Consider the following 19,905-nt stretch of genomic DNA (forward strand, 5'->3'; position numbering starts at 1 on the left):
ACACCTCAGGGCCTGACGCTCAGGACACTGAGCAACAGGCCGAAGCCCACCAGCACCGCGCCGAACAACTGATCGATCCGGCGTTTGTAGGCCAGCAGCCGGCCGGCAATCGCCGGTGCCGAGAAAAACAGCGCCACCAGCACGAACCACAGCACGTGGGCCAGGACGATGATCGCGCCGTAGCCGATCTGCACCGGCAAGGCCGTGCCCGGCTGAATCACCTGCATGAACAGACTGAGAACGAAAATCATCGTCTTGGGGTTCAGGGCATTGGTCAGAAAGCCACTGCGCAAGGCGCCCCAGGTCGACATCCGTGCCCCCTCTGCCGGTTCTTCCCCCGGACGTTGCTCAGGGCTGCGCAACAGCTTGATGCCCAGGTAGATCAGGTACAGCGCCCCCGCGATCTTCAAGGCGGTAAACCACAGCAGCGACTGCTGCAACAACACCCCCACCCCCAGCAGGCTGTAGCCGATATGCACCATGACCCCGAGCCCGATGCCCAGGGCCGTGAACACGCCATGGCGGCGCGAAAGCAGCAGGCTGTTGCGGGTTACCAGGGCAAAGTCGGCCCCGGGGCTGAGTACAGCAAGAATGGTAATGGTGATTACGAGTAACAGTTCGGTCACGTTGAATACGCCTAGGCTATAGAATCAGGCGCTACTGTATTGGGACCATGACCCAGGCCGATAACGATGAAAACTGACATTCCTGGTGATAAAAACTCACAACTCTCGCGACGGCGCCTGCCCCCGCTGAGCGCCTTGCGCTGCTTCGAAGCCGCTGCACGCCTGGAAAGCTTCACCCAGGCCGGCGCCACCCTGCACCTGACCCACGGCGCCATCAGCCGTGCGGTGCGCGCCCTGGAAGAGGACCTTGGCACCCCTCTGTTTGAGCGCCGCAGCCAGCGGGTCTTTCTCACCGCCGCCGGAGCCGAACTGCTGCACAGCGTGACCCAGGCCCTGGACCTGATCGAGAGCACCGCCAGCCGCCTGCGAGCCCCGGCTCCCGCAGCACCGCTGGTGCTGTCCTGCGAGCCGACCCTGCTGATGCGCTGGCTGATTCCGCGCATGCCGGAGTTCTATGCCGAGCACCCGCAAGTGCCGATCCAACTGCTGGCCGGCGGCGGGCCCTTCTCGTTCGGTGCCGGTATCGACCTGGCGATCCGCCGCAACGACTTTGCCTGGAGCCGCGACACCCAGGCCCACTGGCTATTCGACGAAGCCATAGGCCCGGTATGCCGCCCTGAGCGCCAGGCCGACTGGACCCCGGCAACGGCCGGGCTGGCGCAACTGGCGGCGCAGGCCCCACGCCTGCACAGCGCCACCCGGCCGCACGCCTGGCAACAGTGGCTGCAATTGCAGCAACAACCGGTTGCCCCGACGCCACCGGAGCAGGTCTTCGAGCACTTCTACTTCAGCCTGCAAGCAGCCGTGGCCGGGCTGGGTCTGGCCATTGCCCCCTGGCAACTGGTGCGTGACGACCTGGAGGGCGGGCTGCTGTGTGCGCCCTTCGGCTTTGTCGCCGATGGCAGCGCTTATTACCTGCTTTCCCCCCAGGCCATAGACCCGGATTCGGCCAGCGGAAAACTGCTGCACTGGTTGCGCCGGCAAGCCCTGGCGTAGGCACTCAGGCAGGCGGGGCCACGGCCCCCAGCGCCGGGTCCTCGCCGCTGAGCAATTGCACCAGGGCCAGGGCCCCCTTCTGCAAGGGCTGGCTCTTCAACCACACCGCATGCACCGGCAACACCAGGCCGTTGTCGATGTTCTTGAAATGCAACCGTTGCAAACGCCCCGCCGCCAGCAACGGCTGGATCACCGACAGCGGGAAATTGCCCCAGCCGATCCCCGCCTCCACCATGTGCAGGGCCATGGCCAGGCTGTCGGTGCGCCACAGCGACTCGCCCACCAGGGGCCGGGTATCACTCAGGGGCAGGTCGCGGCTGGCCACCACCACCTGACGGACCTTGATCAGCTCTTCCAGGTACAGCGAACCGTCACTGGCCTGGAACACAGGGTGCCCGGCGCAAATGCAGGCAATCATCCGCTCGCAGCCCAGGTACTGGAAATACTCCAGGGCATTCACGCTCAAGCCGGCAAAGGCCACGCCGACGCTGACCCGGCCACTGTGCAAAAGGTGCAGCACGTCATCCTGGGGAGCACTGAGCAGCTCCACTTCCAGCAGCGGATAACGCTCGGCAATCAGCTTGATGGCGGCCAGTACTCGTTGCTTGTCGATGTCATCCACCACCGCGATCGACAGCTTGCTCTCCAGGCCCAGGGACAGCTCGACGGCATGCACCTGCAATTGCTTGAGCTGGTCGGCAATCAACCGCGCATGGGGCGCCAGGGACAAGGCCAGCGGCGTGGGCAGCGGCTCGCGGTGGCTGCGATCGAACAGCGCATACCCCAACTCCGCCTCAAGGTTGGCAATGCCCATGCTCACGGCCGAAGGCACCTTGCCCAGCGCGCGCGCCGCCGCAGAAAAGGAGCCGCGATCGAGCACGGCGAGAAACAACTGGATGCTGTCGCTGGAGAAGTTCATGAGAAACAACCTATCAGGAAAACTGAAAGCTTCCGACTTTTTCTGTCACCTTGATTGAAGCTATCTTCCGCGCCCTGCGCCACCCTCAGGCTGGCCATTCCCATTCAAAATCGAGGAACCCGCATGCAAGGCGTGAAACGCAAACTGGTCTATGTCTCTTTATTCGAAGTGTTCGGCATGACCTTCTCGGCCCTGGGCCTGGCCCTGCTGTCCGGCACCTCGCCCAGCAGCACCGGGCCGCTGGCGGTGGTCATCACCAGCATCGCGGTGACCTGGAACTTCATCTACACCACCCTGTTCGAGCGCTGGGAAAGCCGCCAGCCATCGCGCACCCGTACGGTCAAGCGGCGCATTGCCCATGCCGTGGGTTTCCAGTTGACCCTGATCGTGTTCCTGATTCCGCTGATCGCCTGGTGGATGGCGATCAGCCTGGTGCAGGCCTTTCTCCTGGACCTGGCGCTGATCCTGTTCATCCCCTGCTACACCTTTGCCTTCAACTGGCTGTTCGACCGGGTTTTCGGCTTGCCGGCCTCGGCCCTCCCCGATCCGGCCTGAGATACCCGTAAAGGCAACTCGATCGTCGCCGAGACGACGCCACGCTGTTAGATTCCCATGGCCATCCAGTGCCACGAACAAGGAAGCGTCATGGGAACCCGCTGCAGAATTCTCGGTAAAGCCTCGTCCATCAATGTCAGGAAAGTCTTGTGGACCTGTGAGGAGCTTGGGCTTTCCTACCAGCAGGAAGACTGGGGTAGTGGCTTTCAGTCCACCCATACCCCCGAGTTTCTCGCCCTCAACCCCAATGCCCAGGTACCGGTGCTGATCGACGACGCCGGGGTCCTGTGGGAATCCAACAGCATCTGCCGCTACCTGGCCAACCTGCACCCCGGCAGCGGCCTGCTGCCCACGGCCCCGCGCGCCCGGGCCCTGGTTGAGCAGTGGATGGACTGGCAGGCCACCGAGCTGAACCCGTCCTGGAGCTATGCATTCATGGGCCTGGTGCGCCAGCATGCGGGTTACCAGGACAGCCAGCGCATCGGCGCCAGCCTGCTGGCCTGGAATGCCAAGATGCAAATCCTCGAACGCCAGCTCGAGCGCTCGGGCGCCTATGTTCTGGGCGAGGATTTCAGCCTTGCGGATATCGTTCTTGGCCTCTCGGTGAATCGCTGGAAGATGACCCCCATGGAGCACCCGGCCTACCCCGCCGTGGCCGCCTACTACGAACGCCTCAGCCTGCACCCGGGCTTCATGCTGCACGGGCGCAATGGCATCGCCTGAGCTGGCCATCCCTCCTCTGGCCCATCGGAGATTCGAAATGAACGGACTTAACGTACTACTGACCGGCGCTTGCGGTAGGATCGGCAAGGTGTTTTTTCAGGGCTCCCAAGAGCGCCACCGCTTCACCCTCACCGACCGGGTGGAGCCGGACTTCGAAATCCCCGCGCCACACCGCTTCGTGCGCCTGGACCTCGACGACCCGCAAGCCATCGGCCGCCTGCTGCCGGGGATCGACGTCATCGTGCACCTGGCCGGCATTCCCCATGCCAGCGCCAGCTTCGACCAGTTGCTGGCGAACAATATCCTCGCCACCACCTACCTGTTCGAGGCCGCGGTACAGGCCGGTTGCCGGCGCCTGGTATTTGCCAGCAGCGCCCAGACCATCGAGGGCTACCCGGTGGACCGGCAGATCACCCCGGGCATGCCGGTGATGCCAGCCAACCTGTATGGCGTGAGCAAGTGCTACGGCGAGGCGCTGTGCGCCTTCTACGCCGCCAAGCGCGGGCTGTCCTGCATTGCCCTGCGCATTGGTGCGTTCGAAGACCCGAAACACCACGAACTGACCACCACCCGCGACCTGAGCGCCTGGCTCAGCCCACGGGATGCAGTGCAACTGCTGCAACGGGCAGTGGAAACCCCGGGGGTGCAACTGCTGATCGGCCACGGCATTTCCAACAATCGCTTCAAGCGCCTGGACCTCAGCGAAACCACCCGGGTGCTGGGCTACCAACCGGTGGACGATGCCTTCCAGGAAAATTTCGGCATTCCCATCACCTACTGAGCCACCACCGGGCACCCGCCGTCACGCGCGGGTGCCCGGCGTTGCGCTATAAATCCGGCAGATGTAACGAAATACGACAATAAATCAGCGCATCCTCCGGTTTACGCACGTGGATTCACAATCCTTGGTTTCCGTTAGCAGGCTAAGATTTCCGCTCTGTGTCCTGTGGAATTCCCTGCATGCCCGCCTCTGCCCCGCTCACCAGCGACCTCGACCCTCAACGCGCCGCCGGCATCAGCGCGCGCATCGACCGCCTGCCTGCCGTGGCCACGATCTGGCGCCTGGTGGCGCTGCTGTCCATTGGCGGTTTTTTCGAGCTGTACGACCTGTTCCAGACCGCCTACATCAGCCCGGGGCTGATCCGCGACGGGATCTTCGCCAGCGGCAACCAAGGGGTGTTCGGTGTTTCCGACCAGGCGGCCTTCGCCTCGGCGACCTTTCTCGGCCTGTTCCTCGGCGCCAGCCTGCTGAGCCCGATAGCCGACCGCTTCGGGCGCCGGGCGATCTTCACCTTCGCCCTGATCTGGTACACCCTGGCCACGGTGCTGATGGGGCTGCAGAGCACCGCGCTGGGGATCATCTGCATGCGATTCCTGGTGGGCATCGGCCTGGGCATCGAACTGGTGACCATCGACGCCTACCTCAGCGAACTGGTGCCCAAGCGCATGCGCAGCTCGGCCTTCGCCTTTGCCTTTTTCGTGCAATTCCTGTCGGTGCCGGCAGTGGCGCTGATGTCCTGGTGGCTGGTGCCCCAGGCGCCCTGGGGGATCTCCGGCTGGCGCTGGGTAGTGTTGGCCAGCGCGGTGTTCGCCCTGTTCATCTGGTGGTTGCGCTCACGCTTGCCGGAGTCGCCACGCTGGCTCGCCCAGCACGGGCACTTCGACGAAGCCGAGCGGATCCTGCAAGGCCTCGAGACCCGTTGCGCCCGGGACTACGCCAAGCCGCTGGATGAGCCCGAACCCCAGGCCGTGGATATCCAGGGCCGTGGGCGCTTCACCGATATCTGGCAACCGCCCTACCGCCGCCGGGCCTTGATGCTGATCGTGTTTCACGTGTTCCAGGCCATCGGCTTCTTCGGTTTCGGCAACTGGCTGCCGGCGCTGCTGTCGGGCCAGGGCGTGAGCGTCACCCACAGCCTGCTGTACGCCTTCATCATCACCCTGGCCTATCCCCTGGGGCCGCTGCTGTTCGTGCGTTTCGCCAACCGCTTCGAGAACAAGTGGCAGATCGTCGGCTCGGCCCTGGGCGCCATGACCTTCGGCACCTTGTTCGCCCTGCAGAGCAGCGCCCTGGGGCTGATTGTGTGCGGGGTGATGATCACCTTCTGCAATGCCTGGCTGAGCTTCAGCTACCACTCCTACCAGAGCGAACTGTTCCCCACCAACATTCGCGCCCGGGCGGTGGGTTTCTGTTACTCGTTCAGCCGCTTGTCGACGGTGTTCAGCAGTTTGCTGGTGGGCTTTTTCCTCGAGCATTTCGGCACGCCCGGCGTCCTGGCCTTTATCGTCAGCAGCATGCTGATCGTGATCCTGACCATCGGCCGCTTCGGGCCGCGCACCCGCAACCTGGCCCTGGAAGACATCGCCCACGCATGAAGACGGCGCCGGCAGCGGTTGCCTGAAAGCGGCAAGACTTGTCCGCTTGCTGGCAGCCACGACCGACGTCCTGAGCCAAGCCCTTGATATACAAGGGCGTATCAATCGGCATGGAACTTGCTAAAACCTCAGCCTAGTTCTCTTACACAGGTTCCCGATCATGTTGGTCAACGCCCAGAAATCCGTTTCGGTGCAGCCCACCTCGCGCACCGATATGGACCCGACTACCGCAGCCGCCAGCGCGCTGTACAGCGGCATGCTGCAACAGGCCCAGAACTCCGTGACCTATCCGGCGTCCCAGTCCTCCAGCCAGCAGGCCAACAGCGTGGACGACAACGTCAACGCCGCCTTCGCCAAGACCCGCGTGCTGCTCCAGGCCACGCCACCGACCGCCAGCGCCGCGCAAGCCACCAGCGCGACGGAAACCGGCGCGCTGAGCGAGTTCAAGGACTACATGAGCAAGACCCCGGAACAGCGCCTGCGCGACAGCATCCTCAAGGACATGGGGCTGACCGAGGAAGATCTGAAGAACCTGCCGCCAGAGCGCCAGTTGGCGATCAACCAGGAAATTGCCCAGCGCCTGCAGGACAAGATGCAGCTGGCCAAGGAAGAGAAAGACGCCAAGAACAGCGCCAAACCGGTGGACGAGAAGTTCCTCGCCGCGCTGTAACGCCGCTGGACGCAAAAGGGTTCCCCATGGGAACCCTTTTTTGTGCCCGGCGAAAACCGGCTACTGCAACTGCAGGGTCGAATTGAACTGGCTGATGGCATCCACCACGTGCCGCGAGCCCTGCTGGATCTCCAGGATCACCTCCCCCGCCTCATTCGCCAGTTCGACCCCGAGCCCGGTGCGGCTCAGGCTCGACTGCATGCTGGTCACCGCGCTCGTCGACAGGTCGTGGTTCTTGCGCACCACCTCGACGATTTCCACCGTCGCCTGGCTGGTGCGCGCCGCCAGGCTGCGCACCTCGTCCGCGACCACGGCGAAACCGCGCCCGTGCTCACCGGCACGGGCAGCCTCGATGGCCGCGTTGAGCGCCAGCAGGTTGGTCTGGTCGGCGATGCCGCGGATGGTCTGGACGATGCTGCCGATGATGTCCGACTGCTTGCTCACCGCATCGATGCTGTGGGCCGCTTCATTGAGGTCATGGGAAATCTGCTGAATGATTTCCACCGTCTGCTGCACCACCTCCGAGCCCTTCTGCGCACAGGCGTCATTCTGCACCGAGGTGCTGTGGGCGGATTCGGCGGCGGAGCGCAAGGTGGTCATCTGATCGGTGATGTCGCTGGCGATCTTCACCACCTTGTACAGGCGGCCCTTGGTATCGAACAGCGGGTTGTAGGAGGCTTCGAGAAACACCGTCTGCCCATACTTGTTTTCCCGCTCGAAACGATGGGAGTGAAACTCGCCACGGTTCAGCGAAGCCCAGAATTGCTTGTATTCCGGGGATTCAGCCTCGGAACGGTGGCAGAACATGCTGTGATGCTGGCCGACGATTTCATTCAGGGTGTACTGCATGGTCTTCAGGAAGTTGTCGTTGGCGGTGATGATCCTGCCGTCCGGGCTGAACTCGATGATGGCCATGGAACGGCCAATAGCGTTCAGCAGGCTCTGGTTTTCATGTTCGACATTGATGCGTTCGGAGATGTCCGAAGCCACCTTGATCACACTGCGCACCTGACGGTTGGCATCGAACACCGGCATGTAGCTGGCTTCGAGCCAGATCTCCCGGCCACGCTTGTCCAGGCGCAGAAAAGTCCCGCTGACCGGTTCGCCACGCCCCAGGTCGCGCCACAGCTTGCTGTACTCCTCGCTGCGATAGAACTCTTCCTCGCAGAAAATCCGGTGGTGCTTGCCCCGTATGTCTTCTGCGGAGTAGCCCATGACCTGGCAGAAGTTTTCATTGGCATCCAGCACGATGCCATCGGGCGAGAACTCGATCATCGCCATGGAACGACTGATCGCCGCCAACTTGGCGTTGGCCTCGCTCAGCGCACAGTTGAATCGTTCGATTTCCAGCAGGTCAGCCTTGTGATGTAGGTTAAACATGGTTGTATCACCTTCAACGCTGTCTTTTGATTGACGGAAGCTTCTAGTCTTTCAACTGATCCACCACAACGATCTATAAAACAGGGTAAGCGCCTCCCTACATAAGAGAGAGGAAGTGTCAGGTGATAAATGATGTTTAATCGGAGAGTCCATGTTGCAACGCTCTTATCAAGCCATCCTTTACTTGATGCCCTATTCCCGGGCCTGACCTAACAACGTTAAGAAACTCCATCTAAATCGACACTCCTGATCCTGCAGTGCCTTTAACTGCGCACTCTCGTTTTTATTCATGGATTCAATACTGCGCCCTGGATGAAGGTCGCACGCATACCGATTACAACTGCGCAGGCCGCGCGGGACGGATACTCATAGGCCAACAGATACGAATTTTCACAATTGAGCATAGACAGCCGCAGACCCTATGCAAGGCCACTAGTCAGTCTGTTTTCACAACTTTCGAGGTATTGAAGTGCATGGGCGACAAGTAACAAACAAGACATAAACAGAGCCTGTGGCAATGCCCGGGAGCTCCCGCACTAAAACTCTTCGAGGCTCGACAGAAACGCCTGGACCAGCGCACTCGACTCCCGCCCCGGCGCCGCTACCAGGGCGAACTCCCGCTCCACTCCTGTGCTCAGTTCCAGCACCCGCAACCCTTCGCGCTGCACCGGTAACGTACTCTGTGGCACCAGAGTCACTCCCAGCCGCTCACGCACCAGGCTGAAGGCACTGTTCCATTCCCGTACCTCCACCCGGACGTCGGCCAGGGGGATCCCGGCCTCGGCGGCCAGGCTGCGGGCATTCACCGAACAGCCCCCGGTGGCCAGGACAAAGGGCTGCGCCAGCAAGGTTTCAAGGTCGATGGTCGAGGCCGGCCAGGGGTGATCTTCAGGTAGCACCGCGACCCACGAATCACGCCCCAGCAACCAAGAGCGGCGCTCGGGGGCCGGGTTGAGTACCACCCCAAGGTCCACCAGTTGCGCCTCCAGCAGCGTTTCGACCTCATCATCACTGACCTCAAGCTGCACCACTTCGATGCTCGGATACAGCTGCTTGAAACGCCGCAGCAACGGCGGCAGGAAAGTCGCCAGGACCATGGGAAAGCCCGCCAGTCGCACACTGCCTTGAGGAATGCCCCGCGCCGCGTCCACCTGCCGGCGGACCTCGGCCAGGGCCTCGAGCATCACCCGCGCCTGGGCCAGCACCTGCAAACCGATCGCTGTGGGCAACGCCTGGCGGCTTTCGCGGACAAACAGCTGCACCCCGAGCATGTCCTCCATCTGGGCCAGGGCCTGGCTGGCCCCGGACTGGGTCATGCCCACCTGCTCGGCGGCCCGGGTGATGGTGGAGCACTCGGCAATTGCCACCAGCAGGCGCCAGTGCATCAGGTTCATCATGGCAGTAGCTGTCCTTATGGCAGTGTTCTGAAAGATTAATTTTACCCATGTTGCCGCCTTACACGACACTGGCTCGCACTTTCACCAGAGACCTGCCGATGAAACTCTATTACGCCCCACAAGCCTGCTCCCTGGCCTCCCATATCGTGCTGCGCGAGCTGAAATTGCCGTTCGAGGCCATCCGCGTCGACAACCGCAGCAAGCGCACCGCCGACGGCCGGGACTTCCTCGCCATCAACCCCAAGGGCTATGTAGCCGCCCTGCAACTGGACGATGGCCAGGTCCTCACTGAAGGCCCGGCCATCCTGCAATACCTCGCCGACCTCAAGCCCGAGTCCGGCCTGGCCGCGGCCAATGGCGGCTGGGAGCGGGTGCGCCTGCAGGAAACCCTGAACTTCATCACCAGCGAAGTGCACGGGATCATGGGCTGGCTGTTCAATCCGGGGTTCGATGATGGGGTGAAAGAGGTGTTCAAGCAGAAGTTGTTCAAGCGCCTGGCCTTGCTCGAGCAGACGCTGGAACACCAGGACTACCTGCAAGGCGCGCAGTTCGGCATCGCCGATGCCTACCTGTTCACCGTCCTGCGCTGGACGGCTTCGTTCGCCATCGACCTGGCGAACTGGCCGGCGCTGTCGCGGTTCCAGGCCCGGGTCGAGCAGCGACCGGCGGTACGCGATGCCCTGGCGCTGGAACTGGCCTGAGGGGAGAGAGCACGAAGCCCGCAGGGCGGGCTTCGTCAAAGTGATCAGTGGCCGAAGATATTCACTTCGGTCTTCTTGGCCTTTTTCTCGGCGCGTTTCTCGTCTGCGCTCTTTGCCGGCTTTTTCTTGGCATTTTTCTTGGCGTTCATACCTTTGGACATGACGTTCACTCCACTGATGCGGGAAAGGCTTCAGGTATAGCACCTATAGTCGGCCAGGGTTCTTTTATAATCCGCCGGCCCCTGTTGCCCAATCCGGAAACCTCATGCCCGACCTCCAGATCAACCTGCTTGCCGAGGTTGAACGGCCCTTGCTTAACAAGTTCTATCGCCAGCACCGGTCATCCATGCGCGCCGCTTGCGAGGGGCAGCTTTGGGTTGCCCGAAGCAGTGAAATCATCGCTGGCATGAGCCTGAGCCCGGCAGCTGAGGGCTATTGGCTGACGGGCCTGTTCGTCGCCCCGAGCAGTCGCGGCCAGGGGCTGGCCGCCCAGCTGGTGGCGCAGGCCGTGCAAAGCGTCGAAGGCCCGGTCTGGCTGTTCTGCCATCCGGACCTGCAGGCCCTGTACCGATCGATGGGCTTTTGCAGCACGACCTGCCTGCCACACGCCTTGAACGAACGGCTGGCCCGCTACCAGCGCAGCAAGCCGTTGCTGGCCATGGCCATCGACCGACCTGGGTCGAGGCCCTGACACCGGGCAGGCCGGGGCTTATTCGTCGGCGTTGGGGTCGAGGTCGGGAAACAGCACTTCGGTGAAGCCGAACTTGCTGAAATCGCTGATCCGCGAGGGGTACAGCCGGCCGATCAGGTGATCGCACTCATGCTGCACCACCCGGGCGTGGAAACCCGAGGCCACGCGCACAATGGGCTCGCCCCTGGGGTCGAAGCCTTCGTAGCGGATGTGCTGGTAGCGCTGCACCGCCCCGCGCAGGCCGGGAACCGAGAGACAACCTTCCCAGCCCTCTTCCAGCACCGGGCTCAAGGGCGTGATCAGCGGATTGATGAGGATGGTTTGCGGCACCGCCTCGGCTTCCGGATAACGTTCGCTGTGCTCGAAGCCGAAGATCACCAGTTGCAGGTCGACACCGATCTGCGGCGCCGCCAGGCCAACGCCACCCACGCTTTCCATGGTCTGGAACATATCGTCGATCAGTTCCCAGAGCTCGGGGCTGTCGAACATTTCCGGCGGTACCGGCGGGGCGATGCGCAGCAGGCGCTCATCGCCCATCTTGAGGATTTCACGGATCATGATCAGGCTTCGTCAGTGGTCGGCTTGAGCGAGTGGTCCCGGCCCAGTCCCGAAACGTGTTGTTTTTCGTCGTGCTGGTCAAAGTCCTTTTCGCCAGGGTCCTTGCCTTCGGCCGACATGTGTTCGATCACCGCGTTCATCTCCGCTCCCAGCAACAGCACCGCAGCGGAGATATAGAAGTACAGCAACAGCACGATGATCGCACCGATACTGCCATACATGGCGTTGTAGTTAGCGAACGTCTTCACGTAGTAGGCAAAACCCAGGGAAGCGACGATCCACACCACCACCGCCAGCACCGAGCCCGGGGTGATGAAGCGAAATTTCTGCTGCACATCGGGCATCACGTAGTACATCAGGGCCACGGCCACCATCATCAGCAGCACGATCACCGGCCAGCGCAGGATGGTCCACAGGGTGACGATGAAGTCCTCCAGGCCCACCTGCCCCGCCAGCCAGGCCATCACTTGCGGCCCCAGCACCATCAGCGCCGCGGCGGCCAGAAGCATGCCGGCAATGCCTACGGTGTAGAACACCGACAGCGGGAAGCGCTTCCAGATCGGCCGCCCCTCGACCACGTCGTAGGCGGCGTTCATCGCGCTCATCATCAGGCGCACACCCGCCGAAGCGGTCCACAGGGCGATGACGATACCGATGGACAGCAAGCCACCCTTGGACTGCTGCAATTGATCGATGACCGGGTTGACCTGCTCCAGGGCTTCGTGGGGCAGCACCAGCTCCGACTGCAGGCGCAGCCAGGTGAAGAAATCCGGCAGATGGAGAAACCCGATCAAGGCGATCAGGAACAGAATGAAGGGGAACAGCGAGAACAGCATCTGGTAGGCCAGTGCCGAGGCGTAGGTGGACATCTCGTCCGCGATGAACTCATTCACCGTGCGGATCAGTACCCGGTGCAGGGGCAAACCTTTGAGGTCGGGAAAAATCATAGCGTCTCCTTTCGCCGCAAAAAGGTTGAAGTCGATAGCGACTCAGGGGGCGTTTTCTACAACAAATTAGCCTAGTTGGCGAACCGCAACCATTTCCAGGGGCCGATTCCCCTCTCTCACCCACCCCTCACATGAAAACGGCCATCCGTGGATGGCCGCTGCAGTGGGTCATCGAACAGGCCGTTTTCAGGCCTTGTCGATGGTCTTTTTCACTGCATCCTTGGCTTTGCCCACCGCTTGCTGGGCTTCGCCTTTCTTCTCCTGCAGCTTGCCTTCAGCCTGCAGCTTGGTGTTGTCGGTGGCTTTGCCGACACCTTGCTTGACGTTACCGATGGCTTCGTTAGCCAGACCTTTTGCCTTATCCGCTGTGCTGCCCATGGTATTTCTCCGTAGAACATTCATTGATCGAACAAAGGGGATTGCGTCGTTACCCAAGGTTGACCTGCGGCTTTCGTGCAGAGTTTCAATTATTTTTGCCGAGCATTTCATCGCGCCGCCCAGGTAGCGCTTTATGTTTGCCGGGCAACCCGGGAGAATGCTCCCCCTGTTCAGGCCAAGCACTGAAGATCCAATCCCCGTAGGAACGTTATGAAACTCGATAAAAAGCAGGCTATCGCCCGCAGGAACCAGGAACTGGGCGGTGCGGTGCTGGGCGTCAACAACTGCCACTTCGCGGAGCTGAACCGCAACCGCAATATCTGGTGGTTCGATATCCTGGTCACCCGCCTGGCCATCGGTCAGTACGAATGGGTGCACCTGCTGCTGCACACCCCGGACACCGATCAACTGCTGCACCTGAAGGTGCCTACGGTGTTCCTGCGGGAAAAACTCGAAGGCCTGGTGATCCGCAACGAAGGCAAGCGCAAGGCCGCCCTGAGCCTGGAGTTGAGCGCCGACAAGGACTCCTTCCTCAAGGACGTGCGCCCGGCCGGCACCGGCGTGAGCTTCGCCCAGTTCCAGCAGTAAGGCGGGCGCCGCCCAATAAAAAGCCCCGCACTGGCGGGGCTTTTTTGTGGGCGCTGCGGCTTACTTCTTCACGCCGAGCTTCTTCAGCTCTTCGTCACGCAGCTCGCGGCGCAGGATCTTGCCGACGTTGGTGGTGGGCAACGCATCGCGGAACTCAACGGCCTTGGGCACCTTGTAGCCGGTGACATTGGCACGCATGTGCGCCATCACCTGCTCCTTGGTCAGGGTCACGCCCGGCTTGACCACGATGAAGATCTTGATGGTCTCGCCGGATTTCTCGTCCGGTACGCCGATCGCCGCGCACTGCAGCACGCCCGGCAGCGAGGCCAGTACGTCTTCCAGCTCATTGGGATAGACGTTGAAACCGGAGACCAGAATCATGTCCTTCTTGCGGTCGACGATGCGGATGTAGCCATTGGGCTGGATCAGGGCGATATCACCGGTCTTGAGCCAGCCTTCGCTGTTGAGGACTTCATCGGTGGCATCCTGGCGCTGCCAGTAGCCCTTCATCACCTGCGGGCCCTTCACGCACAGTTCGCCGACTTCGCCCAGGGGCAGCTCTTCCCCGGCGTCGTCCACCACCCGGCACAGGGTCGAAGGCACCGGAATGCCGATGGTGCCGATCTGGATGTTCTGGATCGGGTTGACCGTGGCCACCGGGCTGGTCTCGGTCATGCCGTAGCCTTCGCAGATCGGGCAGTTGGTCACTTCCTTCCAACGCTCGGCCGCCGCCAGTTGCAGGGCCATGCCACCGGACAAGGTGACTTTCAGCGCCGAGAAATCCAGCTTGCGGAACGCTTCACTGTTGCACAGGGCGACAAACAGGGTGTTGAGGCCGACGAAGCCGCTGAACTTCCACTTCGACAGCTCCTTGACCATCGCCGGCAAGTCCCGCGGGTTGCTGATCAGGATGTTGTGGTTGCCCATGAGCATGATGGCCATGCAATGGAAGGTGAACGCATAGATGTGGTACAGCGGCAGCGGGGTGATGAGGATCTCGCAGCCTTCATTGAGGTTGGAGCCCATCAGCGCCTTGCACTGCAGCATGTTGGCCACCAGGTTGCGGTGGGTCAGCATGGCGCCCTTGGCGACCCCGGTGGTGCCACCGGTGTATTGCAGCACTGCCACGTCGCCGCTGGCAGGGTTGGCTTCCTGCACTGGCTGGCCATGGCCCTTGCGCAGAACGTCATTGAACTTGACGGCCTGGGGCAGGTGATAGGCCGGCACCATCTTCTTCACGTACTTGACCACGCTGTTGATCAGCAGGCGCTTGAGCGGCGGCAGCAGGTCCGCCACTTCGGTGACGATCACGTGCTTGACCCCGGTCTTGGGCACCACGGCCTCTGCCAGGTGGGCCATGTTGGCCAGGCAGACCAGGGCCTTGGCGCCGGAGTCGTTGAATTGGTGTTCCATTTCCCGCGCGGTGTACAGCGGGTTGGTATTGACCACGATCAGGCCGGCGCGGATCGCACCGAATACCGCGATCGGGTATTGCAGCAGGTTGGGCAGTTGCAAGGCGATTCGATCGCCGGGCTGCAAATCGGTATGCTGCTGCAGGTACGCGGCAAAGGCCCCGGACAGTTCGTACAGTTCACCGTAGGTGATTGTCTTGCCGAGGTTGCTAAAGGCCGGTTTGTTAGCGAAACGTTGGCAGGACTGCTTCAACACCGCCTGAATATTCGGATACTCGTCTGGATTGATATCGGCAGCAATCCCAGCTGGGTACTTATCCTTCCAAAAGTCTTCGATCATGGAAGCCCACTCCTCAGCAACGCGAATTCATCACCGCATTTGATGCGATTATTATTTGTCTGTGTTTTTTATTGGTGTCTATTGTTGGTGAGTCTGGCTTTTACTTAGGCCGAGAAGTCACAAAGCGCGCCGAGAGTAGCAGCTTTGGAAAAGGCCGACTAGAGCCAAAGAAGGCCTGAATAGTCACAAAAATGACTCAAGACACTTAAATAGTCATTTTTAGAGTAAAAATTCTATCACTCTGAATTCCGCTCTGGCCCGGGGCTTTGCGCCCCCGGAATGCAGAGCGGGCAAGCCGGTTGCGCCAACCGGCTTGCCCGCCAGGTAAAAGCCCTGGGCTCAAGCGATATCGCGCAACTCGCGGCGCAGGATCTTGCCCACCGGGGTCATCGGCAAAGAGTCACGCAGCACAATGTGCTTGGGCACCTTGTAGCCGGTGAAATTCTCTTTGCAGTAGGCCTTGAGCTCTTCAAGGCTGACCCCCGCCTCACGCGGCACCACAAACAGCTTCACCGCCTCGCCGGAACGCTCGTCCGGTATGCCGATGACGGCACAGTTGGCGACCTTCGGGTGAGCCATGACCACATCCTCGATCTCGTTCGGGTACACGTTGAAACCCGAGACGATGATCATGTCCTTCTTGCGATCGACGATGCGCACGAAACCGTCCGGATCGATCACCGCGATATCACCGGACTTGAACCAGCCCTCGGCATCCAGCACTTCGGCGGTGGCCTCGGGTTTGTTCCAGTAGCCCTTCATGATCTGCGGGCCCTTGATGCACAGCTCGCCCCGCTCGCCCAACGGCAGTTCGACGCCCTGGTCATCGATGATCTTCAAGGTGGTGCCCGGTACCGGCAGGCCGACGGTGCCCAGCCGCGAACGCTCGCCATAGGGGTTGGTACAGGCCACCGGCGAGGTTTCGGTCAGCCCGTAGCCTTCGGTGATCCGGCAGCCGGTCAGCTTCTGCCAGCGCTCGGCGGTGGCCTTGACCAGGGCCGTGCCGCCAGAGTTGGTGAGCTTCAGATTGGAAAAATCCAGGTTCTTGAAATCCGGGTGATCCATCAGCGCCACAAACAGCGTGTTGAGCCCCAGTAGCGCAGAAAAACGCCACTTTTTCAGTTCCTTGATGAAGCCGCCGATGTCCCGCGGGTTGGTGATCAGCACGTTGTGGTTGCCGGTGACCATCATGCACATGCAGTTCGCGGTGAAGGCATAGATGTGGTACAGCGGCAGCGGCGCGATCATCACCTCCTGACCTTCGCGCCACTGGGTATGGCCGTCGGGCCCATGCTGGCCGAGGCAGGCCCGCGCCTGCTGCATGTTGGCCACCAAATTGCCGTGGGTCAGCATCGCGCCCTTGGCCAGGCCGGTGGTGCCCCCGGTGTACTGCAGCACCGCAACATCGTCGTGGCCCACCTGCAGCGGCTTGATGCTCTGGCCACGCCCCAGGCGCAGGGCACTCTTGAAGGAAATGGCCTGGGGCAGGTGGTAGGCCGGCACCATCTTCTTGACCTTGTCCACCACGGTGTTGATCAGCCACCCCTTGGCGCTGGGCATCATGTCGCCCATCCGGGCCTCGATCAGGAACTGGATGTCGGTATCCCCCAGCACTTCCTGGACCTTCTGGCCGAAGATGTTCAGGTAGACCAGGGCCCGGGCCCCGCAATCCTTGAACTGGTGACGCATCTCCCGCGCGGTGTACAGCGGGTTGGTATTGACCACCACCAGCCCTGCGCGCAAGGCTCCGAATACCGCGATCGGGTACTGCAACACGTTGGGCATCTGCACCGCGATACGGTCTCCCGGAACCAGATCGGTATGGCTTTGCAGATAACCGGCGAAGGCCGCGCTGTAGCGTTCCAGCTCGGCGTAGGTGAGGGTCACGCCCATGTTGCTGAAGGCCGGGCGATCAGCGAATTTCTTGCAGGAACGCTCAAACACCTCGATCACCGACTTGAAGGCCCCCAGGTCGATCTCGTTGGGGACGCCAGCGGGGCGCTTATCATTCCAGAAATCAGGTTGCATTATTCTTGTCCTCTCTTGTACCTGAGCTGTCCGGGCCGCCACTGTAACGCTCTCAGGGGCGGGGCTCCTCGGACGTTAGCAGCTATGGCGATTCAGGCAAATATGCGCAAGTGTGTCATTAATTTTGTGAATCTTGCTTCCAACGGGCGCGCGAATCAGACGCCCAGGCACCGATGCGCTATAAAGTGCAGCGTCTTCGAGCAAAGGAATCGCCATGACCCATGACACGTTCTGGTTGACCACGAGCGACCACCACCGCCTCTTCGTCAACCAGTGGCTGCCCGAGCCGCCACTCAAGGCGGTAGTCCTGCTGTCCCACGGCATGGCCGAGCACAGCGGGCGCTACGCGCGCCTGGCCCAGGCCTTGTGCGCCGAAGGCTACGCCGTCTACGCCCCCGACCAGCGTGGCCACGGCAAGACGGCGCAACAGGGGGTGCTGGGCCACTACGCGGACCAGAACGGCTGGAATAAGGTGGTCGGCGACCTGGCCAGCCTCAACCAGCACATCGGCCAGCAGCACCCCGGCACGCCCATCGTGCTGCTGGGCCACAGCATGGGCAGCTACATCGCCCAGGCCTACCTGCAACATCACAGCGCCAGCCTGCATGGGGCGATTCTCAGTGGCTCGAATTTCCAGCCGGTGGCGCTGTACCGCGCCGCCAGCCTGATCGCCCGCATCGAACGCTGGCGCCAGGGCGGCCAGGGGCGCAGCGCGCTGATCGAATGGCTGTCCTTCGGCTCGTTCAACAAGGCGTTCAAACCCAATCGCACCGCCTTCGACTGGCTCAGCCGCGACCCGGCGGAAGTCGACAAGTACGTGGCCGATCCATTGTGCGGCTTTCGTTGCACCAACCAGTTGTGGATCGATCTGCTGGGCGGGCTGCAGCAAATCAGCAAGATTGCCAACCTCAAGCAGATCGATCCGGGCCTGCCGCTGCTGGTAATAGGTGGTGAATGTGATCCGGTGAGCGCTGGCAAGCGTCTCAAGGATCTGGCCAACGCGCTGCGCGAGGCCGGCAGCCAGTGCCTGCAACTCAATATCTACCCCCAGGCACGTCATGAGCTGTTCAACGAAAGCAACCGTGACCAAGTGACCCATGACGTGCTGGCCTGGCTCGACCAGGCCCTGCAGCACCGCCGGCCACCGCGGTCGGAATAACCGGTGCGCAGCCAGTGCGCTTATTTATCTGTCAGAGGATTTCAGCAACATGACCCAGGTAACCAACACGCCTTACGAAGCCCTGGAAGTCGGCCAGACCGCCCAGTACAGCAAGACCGTCGAGGAGCGTGACATCCAGCTGTTCGCCGCCATGTCCGGCGACCACAACCCGGTGCACCTGGACCCCGAGTTCGCCGCCGCCACCATGTTCAAGGAGCGCATCGCCCACGGCATGTTCAGCGGTGCGCTGATCAGCGCCGCCGTGGCCTGCGAGCTGCCAGGCCCGGGCACCATCTACATCGGCCAGCAGATGAGCTTCCAGAAGCCGGTGAAAATTGGCGACACCCTGACCGTGCGCCTGGAGATCCTCGAAAAACTGCCCAAGTTCCGCGTGCGCATCGCCACCCGCGTGTTCAACCAGCGCGATGAGCTGGTGGTGGACGGCGAAGCCGAGATTCTCGCGCCACGCAAGCAACAGACCGTGACCCTGCCGACCCTGCCCGCCATCACCATCGGCTGAGTCTCGCTCCCCAGGGGCCGGCTTGCCGGCGAAGGCTGCGCCGGCGCTTTCGCCGGCAAGCCGGCTCCTACTGTTTGCCACCCTCCTCCACCTGCACACTGGCTGTCATGCCGGCGCTCAGGTTGATGCCTTCGGGCACCTTGTCGAGCTTGATCCGCACTGGAATCCGCTGGGCCAGGCGTACCCAGTTGAAGGTCGGCTCCACTTCCGCCAGCAGTTGCCCATCAGGCGTGGCATTACGGTCGGTGATCCCCCGGCTGATGCTTTCCACATGGCCTTGCAGGGCATCACCGGCGCTCATCAGCCAGACCTTCACCGGGTCGCCGACCTGGATCCGCGGCAACTTGGTTTCCTCAAAATAGGCCTGGACATAGAAGGTCGAGTCATCGATCAGCGCCATCACCGGCTGCCCGGCATTGACGTAGTTGCCCTCGGCCAGGCGCAAGTTGGTGATATGCCCGTCACGGGGCGCATGCACCTGGCTGCGGGCCAGGTTCAACTCGGCAACCTTGGCTTCAGCCTGGGCCTGGCGCAGCTCGCCACGGGCGATGCCGGCGTTGATCTGGGCGTTCTCGCGCAGCTCGGCGCTGATGGCCTGGGGGCCCAGAGCAGCGCGGCGGCTGGCTTCATGTTCGCGCAGGCTCAACTGCTGCTGGCGGGTCTGCACCACCGCCTGGGCTTTTTCCAGGGCGGCCTCGAAACGATCGCGGTCGATGCTCAGCAACAGCTCACCGGCCTTGACTGGCTGGTTGTCCGCCACCTTGAGCTCACGCACCCAGCCGGACACATCCGGGGCGACTATCACCACGTCGGCGCGGATCCGCGCATCGCGGGTCCAGGGTGTAAGCATGTAGTACTGCCACAGGTGATAACCGGCAAAGATCGCCACCGCCACCAGGCAGAGGGTAAACACGACACGTACGGGTGTACGCATGATCAAC

21 protein-coding genes are annotated in these 19,905 nt (G+C 62.0%); 11 read left to right on the forward strand and 10 right to left on the reverse strand.

The genetic code is table 11. The features are described from left to right. Positions 1 to 5: 5 nt before the first annotated feature. A complete protein-coding gene (locus KCG88_RS09360; protein WP_047288634.1) occupies positions 6 to 626 on the reverse strand; it encodes a LysE family transporter in 621 nt (206 codons plus the stop codon). 66 nt (positions 627 to 692) lie between these two features. On the opposite strand from KCG88_RS09360, the gene KCG88_RS09365 reads away from it, so the two are divergent. Next, positions 693 to 1,622, forward strand: a complete 930-nt coding sequence (locus tag KCG88_RS09365; protein ID WP_047288636.1) for a LysR family transcriptional regulator — start codon at positions 693 to 695, stop codon at positions 1,620 to 1,622. A gap of 4 nt (positions 1,623 to 1,626) precedes the next feature. Here KCG88_RS09365 and KCG88_RS09370 read toward each other — a convergent pair whose 3' ends face one another. After that, positions 1,627 to 2,541 carry a LysR family transcriptional regulator gene (locus KCG88_RS09370; RefSeq protein WP_047288638.1) on the reverse strand — a complete coding sequence of 305 codons (915 nt, stop codon included), beginning with the start codon at positions 2,539 to 2,541 and terminating at the stop codon, positions 1,627 to 1,629. Between the two features lie 123 nt (positions 2,542 to 2,664). Between KCG88_RS09370 and KCG88_RS09375 the strand changes: the two genes are divergently transcribed. The 5 genes from KCG88_RS09375 to KCG88_RS09395 all read left to right on the forward strand — a co-directional run bounded on the left by KCG88_RS09375 (position 2,665) and on the right by KCG88_RS09395 (position 6,865). After that, entirely contained in the window at positions 2,665 to 3,096 is a 432-nt protein-coding gene (locus KCG88_RS09375; RefSeq protein WP_015636721.1) for a PACE efflux transporter, read from the forward strand. 90 nt (positions 3,097 to 3,186) lie between these two features. After that, a complete protein-coding gene (locus tag KCG88_RS09380) occupies positions 3,187 to 3,819 on the forward strand; it encodes a glutathione S-transferase (RefSeq protein ID WP_210712272.1) in 633 nt (210 codons plus the stop codon). A gap of 37 nt (positions 3,820 to 3,856) precedes the next feature. Beyond that, positions 3,857 to 4,600, forward strand: coding sequence for an NAD(P)-dependent oxidoreductase (locus KCG88_RS09385; RefSeq protein WP_047288642.1), 744 nt, complete (start codon positions 3,857 to 3,859; stop codon positions 4,598 to 4,600). A 179-nt stretch (positions 4,601 to 4,779) separates the two neighbouring features. Beyond that, a complete protein-coding gene (locus KCG88_RS09390; protein WP_210712273.1) occupies positions 4,780 to 6,195 on the forward strand; it encodes an MFS transporter in 1,416 nt (471 codons plus the stop codon). Positions 6,196 to 6,355: 160 nt separating this feature from the next. After that, positions 6,356 to 6,865, forward strand: coding sequence for a hypothetical protein (locus KCG88_RS09395; protein ID WP_047337606.1), 510 nt, complete (start codon positions 6,356 to 6,358; stop codon positions 6,863 to 6,865). Positions 6,866 to 6,925: 60 nt separating this feature from the next. On the opposite strand, the gene KCG88_RS31120 is transcribed toward KCG88_RS09395, so the two are convergent. Both KCG88_RS31120 and KCG88_RS09405 read right to left on the reverse strand, forming a co-directional pair. After that, positions 6,926 to 8,245, reverse strand: a complete 1,320-nt coding sequence (locus KCG88_RS31120; protein WP_210712274.1) for a PAS domain-containing methyl-accepting chemotaxis protein — start codon at positions 8,243 to 8,245, stop codon at positions 6,926 to 6,928. A gap of 536 nt (positions 8,246 to 8,781) precedes the next feature. Continuing rightward, entirely contained in the window at positions 8,782 to 9,642 is an 861-nt protein-coding gene (locus KCG88_RS09405) for a LysR family transcriptional regulator (RefSeq protein ID WP_047288650.1), read from the reverse strand. 98 nt (positions 9,643 to 9,740) lie between these two features. On the opposite strand from KCG88_RS09405, the gene gstA reads away from it, so the two are divergent. Further along, complete coding sequence (gstA, locus tag KCG88_RS09410; protein WP_210712275.1) at positions 9,741 to 10,343, forward strand: glutathione transferase GstA; 603 nt, start codon at positions 9,741 to 9,743, stop codon at positions 10,341 to 10,343. Between the two features lie 265 nt (positions 10,344 to 10,608). Continuing rightward, positions 10,609 to 11,034: a GNAT family N-acetyltransferase gene (locus tag KCG88_RS09415; RefSeq protein WP_047288651.1), complete on the forward strand. Its 426-nt coding sequence runs from the start codon at positions 10,609 to 10,611 to the stop codon at positions 11,032 to 11,034. Positions 11,035 to 11,052: 18 nt separating this feature from the next. On the opposite strand, the gene def is transcribed toward KCG88_RS09415, so the two are convergent. The 3 genes from def to KCG88_RS09430 form a co-directional block, all read right to left on the reverse strand. Next, positions 11,053 to 11,592, reverse strand: coding sequence for a peptide deformylase (def, locus tag KCG88_RS09420; RefSeq protein ID WP_011062848.1), 540 nt, complete (start codon positions 11,590 to 11,592; stop codon positions 11,053 to 11,055). Between the two features lie 2 nt (positions 11,593 to 11,594). Continuing rightward, positions 11,595 to 12,539 carry a YihY/virulence factor BrkB family protein gene (locus KCG88_RS09425; protein WP_015636729.1) on the reverse strand — a complete coding sequence of 315 codons (945 nt, stop codon included), beginning with the start codon at positions 12,537 to 12,539 and terminating at the stop codon, positions 11,595 to 11,597. A 186-nt stretch (positions 12,540 to 12,725) separates the two neighbouring features. Further along, a complete protein-coding gene (locus tag KCG88_RS09430; RefSeq protein ID WP_011062850.1) occupies positions 12,726 to 12,917 on the reverse strand; it encodes a CsbD family protein in 192 nt (63 codons plus the stop codon). A 210-nt stretch (positions 12,918 to 13,127) separates the two neighbouring features. On the opposite strand from KCG88_RS09430, the gene KCG88_RS09435 reads away from it, so the two are divergent. Next, complete coding sequence (locus KCG88_RS09435) at positions 13,128 to 13,505, forward strand: hypothetical protein (protein WP_015636730.1); 378 nt, start codon at positions 13,128 to 13,130, stop codon at positions 13,503 to 13,505. Positions 13,506 to 13,565: 60 nt separating this feature from the next. Here the strand turns inward: KCG88_RS09435 and fadD1 are convergent, their stop codons facing one another. Both fadD1 and fadD2 read right to left on the reverse strand, forming a co-directional pair. Then, entirely contained in the window at positions 13,566 to 15,257 is a 1,692-nt protein-coding gene (gene fadD1 / locus KCG88_RS09440) for a long-chain-fatty-acid--CoA ligase FadD1 (protein ID WP_047337609.1), read from the reverse strand. 339 nt (positions 15,258 to 15,596) lie between these two features. Beyond that, on the reverse strand, positions 15,597 to 17,285 hold the full coding sequence (fadD2, locus tag KCG88_RS09445; RefSeq protein ID WP_011062853.1) for a long-chain-fatty-acid--CoA ligase FadD2: 1,689 nt from the start codon (positions 17,283 to 17,285) through the stop codon (positions 15,597 to 15,599). 214 nt (positions 17,286 to 17,499) lie between these two features. Between fadD2 and KCG88_RS09450 the strand changes: the two genes are divergently transcribed. After that, positions 17,500 to 18,444, forward strand: a complete 945-nt coding sequence (locus KCG88_RS09450; RefSeq protein WP_210712276.1) for an alpha/beta hydrolase — start codon at positions 17,500 to 17,502, stop codon at positions 18,442 to 18,444. 49 nt (positions 18,445 to 18,493) lie between these two features. Next, a complete protein-coding gene (locus tag KCG88_RS09455) occupies positions 18,494 to 18,964 on the forward strand; it encodes a MaoC family dehydratase (RefSeq protein ID WP_011062855.1) in 471 nt (156 codons plus the stop codon). A 67-nt stretch (positions 18,965 to 19,031) separates the two neighbouring features. On the opposite strand, the gene KCG88_RS09460 is transcribed toward KCG88_RS09455, so the two are convergent. Further along, positions 19,032 to 19,898, reverse strand: coding sequence for an HlyD family secretion protein (locus tag KCG88_RS09460; protein ID WP_011062856.1), 867 nt, complete (start codon positions 19,896 to 19,898; stop codon positions 19,032 to 19,034). Between the last annotated feature and the right edge of the window lie 7 nt (positions 19,899 to 19,905).

The organism is Pseudomonas sp. MWU349, assembly GCF_017947325.1.
GTDB classification, from domain to species: Bacteria; Pseudomonadota; Gammaproteobacteria; order Pseudomonadales; family Pseudomonadaceae; genus Aquipseudomonas; species Aquipseudomonas protegens.